At 72.0% G+C, this 13,793-nt stretch carries 13 protein-coding genes; 4 read left to right on the top strand and 9 right to left on the bottom strand.

Annotation, left to right across the window (positions count from 1 at the left end; genetic code table 11):
• Positions 1–42 precede the first annotated feature (42 nt).
• Positions 43–1,788 (bottom strand): hypothetical protein, encoded by a 1,746-nt coding sequence (locus ACR68M_RS21530; protein ID WP_441245738.1) that lies wholly within the window; start codon positions 1,786–1,788, stop codon positions 43–45.
• A gap of 159 nt (positions 1,789–1,947) precedes the next feature.
• Between ACR68M_RS21530 and ACR68M_RS21525 the strand changes: the two genes are divergently transcribed.
• Positions 1,948–3,414 carry a hypothetical protein gene (locus ACR68M_RS21525; RefSeq protein WP_441245737.1) on the top strand — a complete coding sequence of 489 codons (1,467 nt, stop codon included), beginning with the start codon at positions 1,948–1,950 and terminating at the stop codon, positions 3,412–3,414.
• On the opposite strand, the gene ACR68M_RS21520 is transcribed toward ACR68M_RS21525, so the two are convergent.
• The 6 genes from ACR68M_RS21520 to ACR68M_RS21495 all read right to left on the bottom strand — a co-directional run bounded on the left by ACR68M_RS21520 (position 3,393) and on the right by ACR68M_RS21495 (position 8,882).
• Positions 3,393–3,950, bottom strand: a complete 558-nt coding sequence (locus tag ACR68M_RS21520) for a 2'-5' RNA ligase family protein (protein WP_441245736.1) — start codon at positions 3,948–3,950, stop codon at positions 3,393–3,395. The two genes, ACR68M_RS21525 and ACR68M_RS21520, sit on opposite strands and share 22 nt — an antisense overlap.
• An 8-nt stretch (positions 3,951–3,958) precedes the next feature.
• The gene (trpS, locus tag ACR68M_RS21515; RefSeq protein WP_441245735.1) at positions 3,959–4,996 is read right to left on the bottom strand and encodes a tryptophan--tRNA ligase; all 1,038 of its coding nucleotides are present in this window, start codon (positions 4,994–4,996) and stop codon (positions 3,959–3,961) included.
• A 30-nt stretch (positions 4,997–5,026) separates the two neighbouring features.
• On the bottom strand, positions 5,027–6,340 hold the full coding sequence (locus tag ACR68M_RS21510) for a hemolysin family protein (RefSeq protein ID WP_441245734.1): 1,314 nt from the start codon (positions 6,338–6,340) through the stop codon (positions 5,027–5,029).
• Between the two features lie 64 nt (positions 6,341–6,404).
• Complete coding sequence (locus ACR68M_RS21505; protein WP_441245733.1) at positions 6,405–7,394, bottom strand: malate dehydrogenase; 990 nt, start codon at positions 7,392–7,394, stop codon at positions 6,405–6,407.
• A 200-nt stretch (positions 7,395–7,594) separates the two neighbouring features.
• Positions 7,595–8,023 (bottom strand): DUF3017 domain-containing protein, encoded by a 429-nt coding sequence (locus tag ACR68M_RS21500; protein ID WP_441245732.1) that lies wholly within the window; start codon positions 8,021–8,023, stop codon positions 7,595–7,597.
• Between the two features lies 1 nt (position 8,024).
• Complete coding sequence (locus ACR68M_RS21495; RefSeq protein WP_441245731.1) at positions 8,025–8,882, bottom strand: bifunctional methylenetetrahydrofolate dehydrogenase/methenyltetrahydrofolate cyclohydrolase; 858 nt, start codon at positions 8,880–8,882, stop codon at positions 8,025–8,027.
• Between the two features lie 282 nt (positions 8,883–9,164).
• Here ACR68M_RS21495 and ACR68M_RS21490 point away from each other — a divergent pair, with 282 nt between their 5' ends.
• Entirely contained in the window at positions 9,165–9,539 is a 375-nt protein-coding gene (locus tag ACR68M_RS21490) for a DUF2752 domain-containing protein (RefSeq protein ID WP_441245730.1), read from the top strand.
• A 164-nt stretch (positions 9,540–9,703) separates the two neighbouring features.
• Positions 9,704–10,471, top strand: coding sequence for an RDD family protein (locus ACR68M_RS21485; RefSeq protein WP_441245729.1), 768 nt, complete (start codon positions 9,704–9,706; stop codon positions 10,469–10,471).
• A gap of 81 nt (positions 10,472–10,552) precedes the next feature.
• On the opposite strand, the gene purH is transcribed toward ACR68M_RS21485, so the two are convergent.
• Together purH and purN are read right to left on the bottom strand one after the other, a co-directional pair.
• A complete protein-coding gene (purH, locus tag ACR68M_RS21480) occupies positions 10,553–12,133 on the bottom strand; it encodes a bifunctional phosphoribosylaminoimidazolecarboxamide formyltransferase/IMP cyclohydrolase (RefSeq protein ID WP_441245728.1) in 1,581 nt (526 codons plus the stop codon).
• Entirely contained in the window at positions 12,130–12,798 is a 669-nt protein-coding gene (purN, locus tag ACR68M_RS21475; RefSeq protein ID WP_441245727.1) for a phosphoribosylglycinamide formyltransferase, read from the bottom strand. Before purN ends, purH begins: the two co-directional genes overlap by 4 nt.
• A gap of 327 nt (positions 12,799–13,125) precedes the next feature.
• Between purN and ACR68M_RS21470 the strand changes: the two genes are divergently transcribed.
• A complete protein-coding gene (locus ACR68M_RS21470) occupies positions 13,126–13,725 on the top strand; it encodes a hypothetical protein (protein WP_441245726.1) in 600 nt (199 codons plus the stop codon).
• Positions 13,726–13,793: the final 68 nt, after the last annotated feature.

The following is a 13,793-nucleotide window of genomic DNA, read 5'->3' as shown; positions in this document are numbered from 1 at the left end:
TCCCGATTTCGCGCAGTTCCCCGCACCCCTGGGTAGTGCAACTCAGGGTTTCATGAGAGCCAGCAGCGCGTTCTGCTGGTGCCACGGGTACTCGCAGACCAGGCTGGTCTGGGCGAAGTCGGCCTGGTTGACGCCGATGGTCTTGGGGAAGTCGCGGCAGAGGCCGCCGTTGGCGTACTTGGGGCACTGGCCGTCGGGCTTGCGGATCTGGTGGGAGTTCCAGGCCAGTGAGCCGGCCAGCTGGTCGGCGGGCGGGGTGGGGAGGTACTGGTTGGTGAAGAAGGAGCCGATCATGCCGCCTGCCAGGACCATCGCGAGGAGCGTGCCGGCGGCGGTGAAGCGCCGGGCGCGGGCCAGGCCCTCGACGGCCTCGGGGGCGCTGCTGCGGACGGCGGTGAAGAGCCGGCCGAGGTGTTCGGCGGCGAGGACGCAGGCCAGTACGGCGAGGGCGGTCAGGGCGACCTGGATCTCCAGGATCGTCCGGGGGAAGAGCTGGACCTCCTGGTTGGCCTCCATGTGCCCGGCTATCCAGAAGCGGATGAACCAGGCGCTGGCGAAGCAGGCCAGCGGCGCGATCACGACGGCCTTGCGCAGCCCGAGCGCGACGGCGACGCCGAGGCCGACGAGCACCACGACGGTGTAGGTCGGGAGCCCGGCGAACTCTCCCATGCCGGGCCACTCGCCGGGCTCGTCCCAGGCGCGGTTGGTCAGCGGCGTGGTGCCCATGTACCCCGGCTCGGTCATCGTCAGCCCGGAGCACCAGAGGTCCCGGGTGGCAGTGGCCCCCAGCAGCACCTTCAGGTAGACCCCGGCGACGGCCAGGAAGCCCGCGAGCGAGCCGCCGAGCAGCAGCAGCCCGCGCACCGGCCCGCGCCGGTAGGGGAAGAGCAGCAGGACGGCGACGACCACGCCCGGCAGCGACCAGAGGTGCCAGCCGGAGTAGACCAGGAACAGCCCGCCGAAGAGCAGCCCCAGGAAGGCGCCGCGCACGAGCGCCCCGCGCGCGCTGAAGGCGGGGGAGGCGCGCAGCCAGAGCAGCAGCTTGGCGATCAGCGGCACCAGCACGACGAGCACCAGCGGGCTGTACGGCTTGTGCGGCAGGGTCTGCTGGAGGGCGGGGAGGAGGCCGACGGCGAGCGCGGGCAGCGGGCGCAGGCAGAGCCGCCAGGCGAGGTAGGCGGCGGGGCCGGTGAGGGCGACGAGGGCGATGAAGAGCCACTTCAGGCCGAAGGCGGGCTCGCCGCCGAGGAAGCCGGCCTTGGCGGCGTACCCGAGGGCGTAGGGGATGCCCGGCGGGTAGAAGGTGTCGATCTTGCCGGTGTGGACGACCTCGCCGGCCCAGGCGAGCAGCCGGTTGTTGTCGCCGTACTCGGCGTTGAGCGGCCAGGGCGTGCCACGCAGGGCGAAGACCTGCCCGGCGCCGAGGTAGCCCGTCGCGAGCCCGGCGACGGCGGCGGCCGAGAGCCGGGCGGTGAGCCTGCGGACCTGCTCGCCGCAGCGCAGGGTCGTCCAGACCACGACCGCGATGATCACCAGGGCGACGGCGGCCAGCCGGAACTGGAGGGTGGAGAGACCGCTGATCTGGCCGACTCGGCTGACCGGGTTGTTGTCGACCGACAGGCCCCAGTACGTGAAGCCGAGCGCGGTGAGGACGGCGAGCAGGATCTCCCCCGCCGCCGGGCTCCAACGCAGGGCCCAGGACGGACGCCGCTGGACCCGGTGCGAGGCGGGCCCGAGGGCCGAGGCGTCGTCAGGTATGACCGGATCGGCAGGCGTGACGGTCTGCACGGGCGCTCCATTCAGGGGGTCTCCGGCCGCGGATGGTGACCGTCGCGGCGACGGAGCCGATGGTAGCCGAGCCGGTGCGGCCGGACAGTCCGGGGCCTTCATGGAGCACCTGTAGGGTGGGGCAGCTCCCCGCCCCGCTCTTCGCGACCCGAGGCCGCCATGACCGCACTTCTCGACAACCCCACCGCCGAGGGCTCGGGCCAGGCCAGGCACGCCAGGCGGGTGCCGGACCGCTGGCGGCTGCCGCTCGGGGTCGGGGTCGGGGTCGAGCTGGTGCTGCTGCTCTGGTGGGCGGCCTTCTACCCGGGGCTGACGAGCTACGACTCCGCCGCTTACGTCTCGCAGGTCACCAGCGGGGTCTGGACCTCCGAGCACTCGGTGCTCTACAACGTGCTGGTCTGGCTGGCCGTGCACGTGCCCGGCAAGCTCGCCGTGCTGACGCTCGGCCAGACGGTGCTGACCTCCGTCACGCTGGCGTACGTGTGCGTGGCGCTGCGCTCGCTGGGTGCGCGCGGCCGGTGGACGGCCCCGATCGCGCTGCTGGTGGCGGTCGCGCCGCCGACGGGTGCGTTCGTGGTCTACATCTGGAAGGACGTGCCGTTCACGCTCTGCTCGGTGCTGGCCTTCGCCGCCTCGGTGCGGCTGGTCGCCCGGCGGGCGACCCGGCTGGACTGGTGGGTGCTCGGCCTGTCGATGGTCGGCATGGGGCTGTTCCGCAACAACGGCCTGGGTGTCGCGCTGATCGCCGGGGTGGCGCTGGTCGTCGTGGTGAAGGGCCGCCGGGTGCGCCTGGCCGTGCTGACGCTCTTCGCGGTCGGCCTGTCGCTGGTCTGCCAGCTCGTGCTCTACCCGGCGATGGGCATCAAGCAGCCCGCCGCCAGCTCGGTGTACTCGCTGAACTACCACGACGTCGCGGTGGCGTACGCGGCGCAGCCGGATCTCTTCACCGATGCCGACAAGGCCGTGCTGACGCAGGTCACGCCGCTGGCGGACTGGGCCCGCGGCGGCAGCAACTGTTACGTCTCCGACCAGCTGGTGCTGGCCTGGAACTTCGACCGGAACGCGGCGGAGCGGGTCAACCCGCAGCTGATGGACATGTGGACGCGGGTGCTCAAGGAGCGCCCCGACCTGATCCTGGACGCCCGGATCTGCCGGGGCCACATCGCCTGGTCTCCCTTCCCCGGCCCGGCCGACCAGCACGCCTTCACCTGGATCGCCTCCCCCGCGCCCACCCCGGAGGAGCTGTACGGCGTCGCCGCCCCCGGCACGCCGATGGCGTCCAACCCGTACCGCTTCGCGCTGTACAGCCACCCGCTCTCGTACAAGCTCCGGAGCGCGGCGCAGTTCTGGTACAACGTCGCGAAGACGCCGCAGCTGGACTGGCTGATGTTCCGTGGCGCGACCTGGTGCTACCTGGGCTACTTCGCGCTGGCCCTCTACGCGGGGCGCCGCCGGATGCGGGCGGTGTACGCGCTGGGCGGGGTGCTGCTGGGCTTCCAGCTGACGGTGCTGGCGGCGAACCCGGCGCCGCTCTACCGGTACATGGTCGGGCCGCTGTTCGTCGCGCCGTTCCTGCTGGCGCTGATCCCGGCGTCCCGGAGGGGTCAGGCCGCGCCGAAGGGGTAGCTGCGACAGGGGCGCCAGACTCCGTCCGCGCCGAACCGGGAGAGACTGAAGCCCGGGACGGCGAAGGCGGCGTGGAAGGCGCGCGAGCCCCGGTACGCCCGGTCGAGGGCCTCCTCCGGGAGCGCGTGCGCGACGGTGACGTGCGGGTGGTACGGGAAGGCCAGCTCCCGGGCCAGCGGGCCGGAGCGGATCGCCGCTTCGAGGGCGCGGCACTCCTGGGCGCCCTCCTCGACCCGGACGAAGACCACCGGCGAGACGGGCCGGAAGGTGCCGCTGCCCTGGAGCAGCATCCGGAAGGCCGGGTGCGCGGCGGCGACGTCCTTGAGGTGCGCCTCGATCTCGGGCAGCCGGGCCGCCTCGATCTCGGTCGGCGGCAGCAGGGTGACGTGGGTGGGTATCGAGCGGGCGAGCGGGTCGCCGTAGCCGGCGCGGGCGTCCTGGATGGCCCTGCCGAAGGGCTCCGGGACGGTTATGGACACGCCGATGGTGACGGCCTCGGGGAGGCCGCCACCGTCGGGGGCGTTCACCGCTGGCATGGGGCCGGTCAGCGCTTCGGCGGGAGGAAGCCGATGCGGTCGTAGACCGTCGCCAGGGTCTCGGCGGCGACCTCGCGGGCCTTGTCGGCGCCGAGGCCGAGCACCCGGTCGAGCTCGGCCGGGTCGTCGAGGTAGGTGCGGGTGCGCTCCTGGAAGGGGCCGACCCACTCGCTGAAGAGCTCGGCCAGCTCGGTCTTGAGCGCGCCGTACATCTTGCCCTCGAAGTGCTCGACCAACTGGTCGACGGACTGCCCGCTGAGCGCCGAGTGGATGCGCAGCAGGTTGGAGACGCCGGCCTTGTTCTCCTCGTCGTAGGAGACGACCGTGCCGGTGTCCGTGACGGCGCTCTTGAACTTCTTGGCGCTGACCTTGGCCTCGTCCAGCAGGTTGACCAGGCCCTTGGGCGAGGAGGCGGACTTGCTCATCTTCGCCGTCGGGTCCTGGAGATCCAGGATCTTGGCCGTCTCCTTGAGGATGTACGGCTTCGGGACGGTGAAGGTGGGGGCGTAGCGGGTGTTGAAGCGGTCCGCCAGGTCCCGGGTGAGCTCCAGGTGCTGGCGCTGGTCCTCGCCGACGGGGACGGCGTCGGCCTGGTAGAGCAGGATGTCGGCGATCTGGAGGATCGGGTAGGTGAACAGGCCGACGGAGGTGCGGTCGCTGCCCTGCTTGGCGGACTTGTCCTTGAACTGCGTCATCCGGGCGGCCTCGCCGAAGCCGGTCAGGCAGTTCATCACCCAGCCGAGCTGGGTGTGCTCGGGCACGTGCGACTGGACGAAGAGCGTGCAGCGCTCGGGGTCGAGCCCGGCGCCGAGCAGCTGGGCCGCCGAGATCCGGGTGTTCTCGCGCAGCGTCGCCGGCTCCTGGTCGACGGTGATCGCGTGCAGGTCGACGACCATGTAGAAGGCGTCGCTCGTCTCCTGGAGGTCGACCCACTGGCGCACCGCACCGAGGTAGTTGCCCAGGTGGAACGAGCCCGAGGTGGGCTGGATGCCGGAGAGCACCCGTGGACGGTCCTTTGCCGGACCACTGACCGCTGCGTTGACCATGGGCGCCATTGTTCCAGCTTCGGCGACCGCTCAGGAAACGTCTTCGCTCGTAGGTTCCGCCAGTGTGACGGCACTCACCCTGATGCGTTCGATGCGGCGACCGTCCAACCGGGCGACGGTGAGCCGCACGCCGTCCTCGGTGGTGACGTGGTCGCCCGGCTCCGGCAGCCGCCCGAGGGCGCTGACGACGTACCCGGCGACGGTCTCGTACGGGCCCTCGGGCAGGGCGGTGCCGGTCTCCTCGGTGAAGTCGGAGAGGTTGAGCAGCCCGTCCAGCTCCATGCCGCCGCCGGCCAGCCGGCGGGTGGCGGTGGTGTCCTGGGCGTCGTACTCGTCGCGGATCTCGCCGATCACCTCCTCGACCAGGTCCTCCAGGGTGACGATCCCGGCGGTGCCGCCGTACTCGTCGACGATCATCGCGAGGTGGTGCCCCTCCCGGCGCATCTCCCCCATCGCCTCCAGCACCCGTTTGGTGGCGGGCAGCAGCTTGACCGGCCGGGCCAGCTCGCGGACCCGGACGGCCTGCTCGCCACGGGCGCCGTACAGGTCGCGGACGTGCACGAAGCCGACCACGGCGTCGTAGCTGCCCTCGACCACCGGGTAACGGGAGTGCGGGGAGGAGCTGGTCTCCGCGCGGACGGCGGTGAGCAGCTGGTCGGCGTCCAGGAAGGTGACCTCGGTGCGCGGCACCATCACCTCGCGCAGCTGGCGCTCCCCGGCGGCGAAGACGTCGGCGATCAGCGCCCGCTCGTCGCTGCCGAGCTCGGTGTTGGCGGCGACCAGGCCGCGCAGCTCCTCGGAGCTCATGGTGCCGCGCCCGGCGGTCGGGTCGCCGCCGAAGAGCCGCACCATCAGGTTGGTGGAGTGACCGAGCAGCCAGATCGCCGGGCGCAGCGCCACCGACATCACGTCGACGACGGGCGCGGCGAGCACCGCGATGGAGTCGGCCCGCTGGAGGCCGATCCGCTTGGGGGTCAGCTCGCCGAGCACCAGCGAGACGTAGCTGATGACGAGGGTGAGCCCGACCAGGGCGACGGCGTCGGCGACGCCGGGCGAGAGCCCGAGGTCGACGAAGACCGGGGCGAGCTTGCCGGCCAGGGTGTCGGCGCCGAACGCGGCCGACAGGAAGCCCATGCACGTCACGCCGACCTGCACGGCGGCGAGGAAGCGGTTCGGGTCGGCGGCGAGGTGGGCGGCGCGGGCCGCCCCCCGGGTGCCCTTGGCCTCCAACGCCCGGATCTGTCCCTCGCGCAGGGAGATCAGCGAGATCTCGGCGATGTTGAACAGCCCGCCCAGCAGGATGAAGACGAGGACCAGCGCGGCGTCCCGGAGGGTTTCGTTCACGGTGGGCCAGTGTACGGCTGTGGCCGGGGGCGCAGAGCGCCCCCGGCCACAGTGTTCAACCGGCTCAGATCAGGCCGAGCTCGGCCACCGCGTCGCGCTCCTCGACCAGCTCGGCGACGGAGGCGTCGATCCGGGCGCGGGAGAAGTCGGAGATCTCCAGGCCCTGGACGATCTCGAACTTGCCGTCCTTGGTGGTGACGGGGAAGGACGAGATGATGCCGGCCGGCACGCCGTAGGAGCCGTCGGAGACGATGCCCATCGAGGTCCAGTCGCCCTCGGCGGTGCCGGTGACCCAGGTGTGGACGTGGTCGATGGCGGCGTTGGCGGCCGAGGCGGCCGAGGAGGCGCCACGGGCCTCGATGATCGCGGCGCCGCGCTTGGCGACGGTCGGGATGAAGTCGTTCTCCAGCCAGGCCTGGTCGGCGATCAGCTCGGCGGCGTTCTTGCCGCCGACCTCGGCGTGGAAGATGTCCGGGTACTGGGTGGCCGAGTGGTTGCCCCAGATGGTGAGCTTCTTGACGTCGTTCACGGTGACGCCGGCCTTCTTGGCCAGCTGCGCGACGGCGCGGTTGTGGTCCAGGCGGGTCATCGCGGTGAAGCGCTCGGCCGGCACGTCCGGGGCGTTGCGCTGGGCGATCAGGGCGTTGGTGTTGGCCGGGTTGCCGACGACGAGGACCTTGATGTCGTCCGCGGCGTTGTCGTTGATGGCCTTGCCCTGCGGGCCGAAGATGCCACCGTTCGCGGAGAGCAGGTCACCGCGCTCCATGCCCGCGGTGCGCGGACGGGCGCCGACCAGCAGCGCGACGTTGGCGCCGTCGAAGGCCTTGTCGCGGTCGTCGGTGATGGTGATGTTGCGCAGCAGCGGGAAGGCGCAGTCGTCGAGCTCCATCGCGGTGCCCTCGGCGGCCTTGAGGCCCTGCGGGATCTCCAGCAGACGGAGGTTCACCGGCACGTCCGCACCGAGCAGGTGGCCCGAGGCGATACGGAAGAGCAGCGCGTAGCCGATCTGGCCGGCCGCTCCGGTGACGGTGACGTTGACGGGGGTGCGAGTCATTTTTACCTACTCCAGCGTTCGCCAGGTGCCACGCTCCAGGCACGCTCGACGAGCCGGAGCCGAGGACGGTCTCTCGACGTCGAGAGACCCGGCTCAGGCTATCGCAAGCGGCGGCACCAAGGCGCCCGCACCGGTGGCTGATATGTCACAACGAGGGCCGCGCACCGCCCGGGGGTACCCCTGGGCGGTGCGACCGGGGCCTACTGGCGACGGCGGCCCATCAGCTGGCCGACGTTGTCGAGCAGCGACAGCCGCAGCCACGGGTCGGGCTGGGCCACCAGCGTCAGCAGGACGATCACCCCGCCCAGGACCGCCAGCACGCTGACGTCCGTGAAGCGGCTCCGCACCGCCAGCAGCCCGACGTCCGGCAGGACGAGTCGGAGCACGGCGGCGAGCAGCAGCGAGCAGCCGACCGTCAGCAGGCCGTACTTGAAGCCGTTCTTCAGGTCGGAGCCGAACCAGGTGATCGCCAGGCCGATGCCGGCCACGGCCAGCACCAGCGTTATCGGCCACTGCCGGGCGGCCAGCGTGTGGCCCCGGCCGAGCGCCGCCGCCGAACCCTCCGGCGGCAGCGTGCCCGTGGTCTTCACGGGCCGTCGGCGGGTGCGGCCGACGCGGACGGCGCTCACGTTACTGAGCGGCGCGGCGCTCGGCCGCCTCGACGATGTTGTTGAGCAGCATCGCGCGGGTCATCGGGCCGACGCCGCCGGGGTTCGGCGACATCCAGCCCGCGACCTCGGCGACGGCCGGGTCGACGTCGCCCATGATCTTGCCCTCGGCGTTGCGGCTGACGCCGACGTCGAGCACGGCCGCGCCGGGCTTGACGTCCTCGACCTTGACCAGGTGCGGGACACCGGCGGCGGCGACGATGATGTCGGCCTTGCGCAGGTGGTAGGCGAGGTCCTTGGTGCCGGTGTGGCAGAGGGTGACGGTGGCGTTCTCGCTCTTGCGGGTGAGCAGCAGGCCGATCGAGCGGCCGACGGTGATGCCGCGGCCGAGCACGACCACCTCGGCGCCGTCGATCTCGACCTTGTGGCGGCGCAGCAGCTCGACGATGCCGAGCGGGGTGCAGGGCAGCGGGCCCTCGATGCCGAGCGCGAGGCGGCCGAGCGAGGTCGGGTGCAGGCCGTCGGCGTCCTTGTCCGGGTCCATCAGCTCCAGGACGGTGTTCTGGTCCAGGCCCTTGGGCAGCGGCAGCTGGACGATGTAGCCGGTGCAGGTCGGGTCCGCGTTCAGCTCGCGGACGACGTTCTCCACGTCCTCCTGCGAGGCGGTGGCGGGCAGTTCGCGCTGGATGGAGGCGATGCCGACCTCGGCGCAGTCCTTGTGCTTGCCGTTGACGTACCAACGGCTGCCGGGGTCGTCGCCGACCAGAACGGTGCCGAGACCGGGGTGGATGCCCCGCTCCCTGAGGGCCGCCACGCGGACGGCGAGTTCGGCTTTGATCGCGGCCGCGGTGGCCTTGCCATCGAGAATCTGGGCAGTCATGGACCCATTCTCCTGGATCGGCGGCGGTGCCCGTGCGCACCCTCCCCCGCTGGCGCGGCCCGGTTGCGGTTCCGCCACAAGTTCCGCTCGCGGTGTGCACACCGCTGGACACGGGGGGTGTGTTTGGCGACGATGTGGCGGGCACTATCGCCGCTGCCCGGTACCTGGTGACAGGCAGTCCGGGGCGGCGGCACGGGGACACCACGGGGGAACGACAGTGAACGATCCGCAGCACGCACCGCCGCGCCGTCGGCGTACCGGCCTGCCCGAGCCCCGGTAGCCGTGGCCGCCACAGCGGTCCGCAGGCCGCCTCCCCACGCCGTACTGGACGTACTGGCGCGGCTCGGCGTGGGCGCGGCCGCCGCCCTCGCGGTGGCCCGGCTGCACGACGTGCACGACCCCGGGGTGCTGTGCCCGCTGCGGCTGCTCACCGGTGTCCCGTGCCCCTTCTGCGGCAGCACCACCGTCTTCATCGAGGCCGGTCACGGCCACCCGCTGGCGGCACTGGCGGCGAACCCGGTGACGGTGGCCGCGCTGGCGGCCCTCGCGCTGGCCCCGCTGGCACCCCGGCTGCGGGTGAGACGCCCGCTCGTGCTGCTGGGCGCGGCGTTAGCGCTCGCCTGGGCCTGGCAGCTGCACCGGCTGGGCGTCTCCTGAACCGCCGGTATTGAACCGTCCGTTCGAGTACCCACCCTGGTCCGGGCCCACTGTTGACGGCCCGTTCCGCTAGTCTCCCACCCGGTCGGCGCTTCCAACTGCCCGTCCGTCCCAGGAATTTCCTGTACCCGTCCCATCATGTCCCACCTTGCCCGGAGGCACCGATGAGTTACCCGCCCGATCCGAACAACCCGTACGGCAAGCCCCCCGCCCCGGGAGCTCCGCAGCAGCCCGGCTACGGCTACCCGCAGCAGACCCCGCCGCCCGCCCCGGGCTACGGCTACCCGCAGCAGCCGCCGGCCCAGGGCTACGGCGTCCCGCCGCAGCCGGGTTACGGCTACCCGCAGCAGCAGCCGCCGGCCGGCACCATCCAGGCGAACAACGGCTTCATCAACATCGCCAACATGGGCCCGGTGAAGATCGCGACCATGGGTCAGCGCTTCCTGGCCCGCCTGATCGACAGCGTCATCGTCGGTGTCGTCGTGACCCTGGCGATGGTGCTCGGCATGGCCGGTGCGCTCGGCATGGCGAAGAACACCAGCGACTGCATGCAGTACAGCTACGGCACCTCCGCCTACAGCAGCTGCATCAGCGACCAGCAGGCGGCCGCGGGCGGCATCCTCACCGCCATGCTCGGCACGCTGGCCGTCGTCGCCGCCTTCAACCTGCTCTACGAGTGGCTGATGGTCGGTCTGGCCGGTGCGACCTTCGGCAAGATGGCCATGGGCCTGCGCGTGGTGAAGGAGGCCGACGGCCAGCTGCCCGGCCTCGGCGGCGGTTTCATCCGCTTCATCATCCCGATCGTCGGCGCCATCCTGTGCTACATCGGCGCCATCCTGGTCTACCTCTCCCCGTTCTTCGACAACTCCGGCAAGCTCCAGGGCTGGCACGACCGTGCCGCCGGGACGCTGGTGATCAAGAAGCAGGGCTGACCCGAGCAGTAAGCAGCAGGGCCCGCCGCAGTCGTCTGCGGCGGGCCCTGCTGTTGTCGCTACCGGGGTCAGCTACCGGGGTCAGTGGAAGAAGTGCCGCGTCCCCGTGAAGTACATCGTCACGCCCGCTGCGGCGGCCGCCGCGACGACCTCCTCGTCACGGATCGACCCGCCGGGCTGGACGACGGCCTTGACGCCGCCGTCGAGCAGGATCTGCAGGCCGTCGGCGAACGGGAAGAAGGCGTCCGAGGCCGCGTACGAGCCCTGGGCGCGCTCGCCCGCCCGCTCGACCGCGAGCTTCGCGGAGTCGACCCGGTTGACCTGGCCCATGCCGACGCCGACCGAGGCACCGCCCTTGGCCAGCAGGATCGCGTTGGACTTGACGGCCCGGCAGGCCCGCCAGGCGAAGGACAGCTCGGCCAGCTCGTCGGCGAGAAGCGCCTCGCCGGTGGCCAGCGTCCAGGTCGACGGGTCGTCACCGGCGGCGTCGATCCGGTCGACCTGCTGGAGCAGCAGGCCGCCGCTGATCCGGCGGGCCTCCAGCCGCTCGCAGGGCGCGTCGGGGGCACGCAGCACCCGCAGGTTCTTCCTCTTGGTCAGCACCTCGAGGGCGCCGTCCTCGTAGCCGGGGGCGACGACGACCTCGGTGAAGATCGGGGCGATCTGCTGGGCCAGCTCGACGGTGACCGGGCGGTTGACGGCGATCACGCCGCCGTACGCGGAGACCGGGTCGCACTCGTGCGCCTTGCGGTGCGCCTCGGCGACGTCCGCGCCGGTCGCGATGCCGCACGGGTTGGCGTGCTTGATGATCGCGACGGTGGGACCGTCGTGGTCGTAGGCGGCGCGGCGGGCGGCGTCGGTGTCCATGTAGTTGTTGTAGGACATCTCCTTGCCGAACAGCTGCTCGGCGCCCGCGAGGCCACCGGTGCCGTCGGTGTAGAGAGCGGCCTGCTGGTGCGGGTTCTCGCCGTAGCGGAGCACGTTCTCGCGCTCCCAGGTGGCGCCGAGGAAGGCCGGGAACGGCTCGTCGGTCTCGGTGTAGCCGGAGGTCTCGAACCACTGCGCCACGGCGACGTCGTACGCGGCGGTGTGCGCGAAGGCGGTGGCGGCCAGGCGCTTGCGGGTCAGCAGGTCGAAGCCGCCCTCCTTGACCGCGCCGAGCACGTCCGTGTACCGGGCCGGGTCGACGACCACGGCGACGGAGGGGTGGTTCTTGGCGGCGGCGCGGACCATCGACGGGCCGCCGATGTCGATCTGCTCGACGCACTCGTCCGGCGTGGCGCCGGAGGCGACCGTCGCCGTGAACGGGTAGAGGTTCACCACGACCAGGTCGAACGGCTCGACGCCGAGGTCGGCCAGCTGGGTGCGGTGCGACTCCAGGCGCAGGTCGGCGAGCACACCGGCGTGCACGCGGGGGTGCAGCGTCTTCACGCGCCCGTCCAGGCACTCGGGGAAGCCGGTCAGCTCGGAGACCTCGGTGACGGGGACGCCGGCGGCGGCGATCCGGCCCGCCGTCGAGCCGGTGGAGACGATGGAGACCCCGGCGGCGTGCAGGCCCTGGGCCAGCTCCTCCAGACCGGTCTTGTCGTACACGCTGATCAGCGCACGGCGGATCGGGCGGACATTCTCGGAGACGGGGGCAGTGGTGGGGGCGGCGCTCATGCCGGGGTCCATACCTTTCGGTCTTCGATGCGGTGGCCTTCGCGGGCCAACCGGCCCACGACCTCTACGAGCAACTGGCGCTCGACAGTCTTGATGCGCTCGTGCAGCGCTTCGCCGCCATCGGCGTGGTCGGCGTCGGCGATCTCCACGACGCCCTGCGCGATGATCGGCCCGGTGTCCACCCCGGCGTCGACCAGGTGGACGGTGCAGCCGGTGACCTTCACCCCGTACGCCAGCGCGTCCGCGACGCCGTGCGCCCCGGGGAAGGCGGGCAGCAGGGCGGGGTGGGTGTTGACGATCCGTCCGGCGAAGGCGGCGACGAACTCCGGCCCGAGGATCTTCATGAACCCGGCGGTGACCACCAGGTCGGGCTGCTGCTCTGCGACGGCCGCCGTCAGCGCCACGTCCCAGGCCTTGCGGTCCGGGTGGTCCTTGATCCGGTGGACGAAGCTCGGGATGCCCGCCCGCTCGGCCCGCTCCAGGCCGGCGATGCCGTCCCGGTCGGCGCCGACGGCCGTGATCACCGCGCCGTAGGCGGGGTCGGCGACGGCGTCGATCAGGGCCTGGAGATTGGTGCCGGAGCCGGAGACCAGGACGACCAGCCGGGCCGGGCCGGGCGTGCGGGGCGGGAAGCTCTGGGCGGGGGCGGGCTCGGCGGGTGCCACTGCTCGGTTCTCCGTAAGTCTTTGCGCCCGCTGGTACGTCCACCGTCGGTGGGGCCACTACGGGCGGCGGCAAGTCCAGCGGGTTGGGACACGCAGCTGCTGACCGTCACCACGATAACGGCTGGTCGGAGACGTCCCGTACCGTACGACTGGCGCTACGCGCGTAGTTGAGACCGGAATCTCCCCTGGTCACGACCCGGGCCGCACCCCGGGCCGCGACTCGGACCGCAGGGTGCCGCAGCGCCCGGACAGACCTGCGGGATCATTGTGGTGCGGGCCCGCGGCACCGGCCCGCACCACGCGTCGACGACAAGGATTGGCTGACCGATGAGCAGCGGCGACAACACCGGCGAGCGCAACCCCTTCGCTCCGCCGCCGGAGGACGCTCCCGATCAGCCGTGGCAGCCGCGCACCCCGCCACCGCCGTCGGGCGACGACTCCTCCGGCACCGACGAGGACGGCCGACCGCTCGTCCCCCCGCCGCACCCCTGGAGCCCCGGCCACCAGAGCGGCTGGCAGCCCCAGCCGCCCGCCCCGCAGCCCAAGTTCGACCCGAACGACCCCGTCCAGCGGCGGGCCCGCTACGCCCTCAGCTCCGGTATGGCCGGCCTCTTCTGCCTGGTCACCGGCATCGCGTACGTCTCGCTGCTGTTCGGCGCGCTGGCCCTCTACTGGGGTGTCAGCGCCCTCCGCAGCCCGGCCGCCCCAGCGGCCGGCGGCCAGCCCGTCCGCCCGCAGACCCCGGCGGCGATCGGCGGCCTCGTCACGGGCGGCGTCGCGGTCATGTGCGTGCTGGGCTTCCTCGGCATCAACGCCTACTACAGCGACTACGTGACGTGCGTCAGCGACGCCCTGACCGCCGAGGCCCAGCAGGGGTGCAGCGACCTCGGGCCGAAGTTCCTCGTGGATCTCTACAACCAGAACTAGCGACCGAGTCCGAGCAAGATGGCGCCCTCCCGCACGGCTGTGCGGGAGGGCGCCGTCGTTCACTGCCT

Source organism: Kitasatospora sp. McL0602, from assembly GCF_052076145.1.
Lineage (GTDB): Bacteria > Actinomycetota > Actinomycetes > Streptomycetales > Streptomycetaceae > Kitasatospora.
This window is presented reverse-complemented; position numbering and strand designations above follow the sequence as displayed.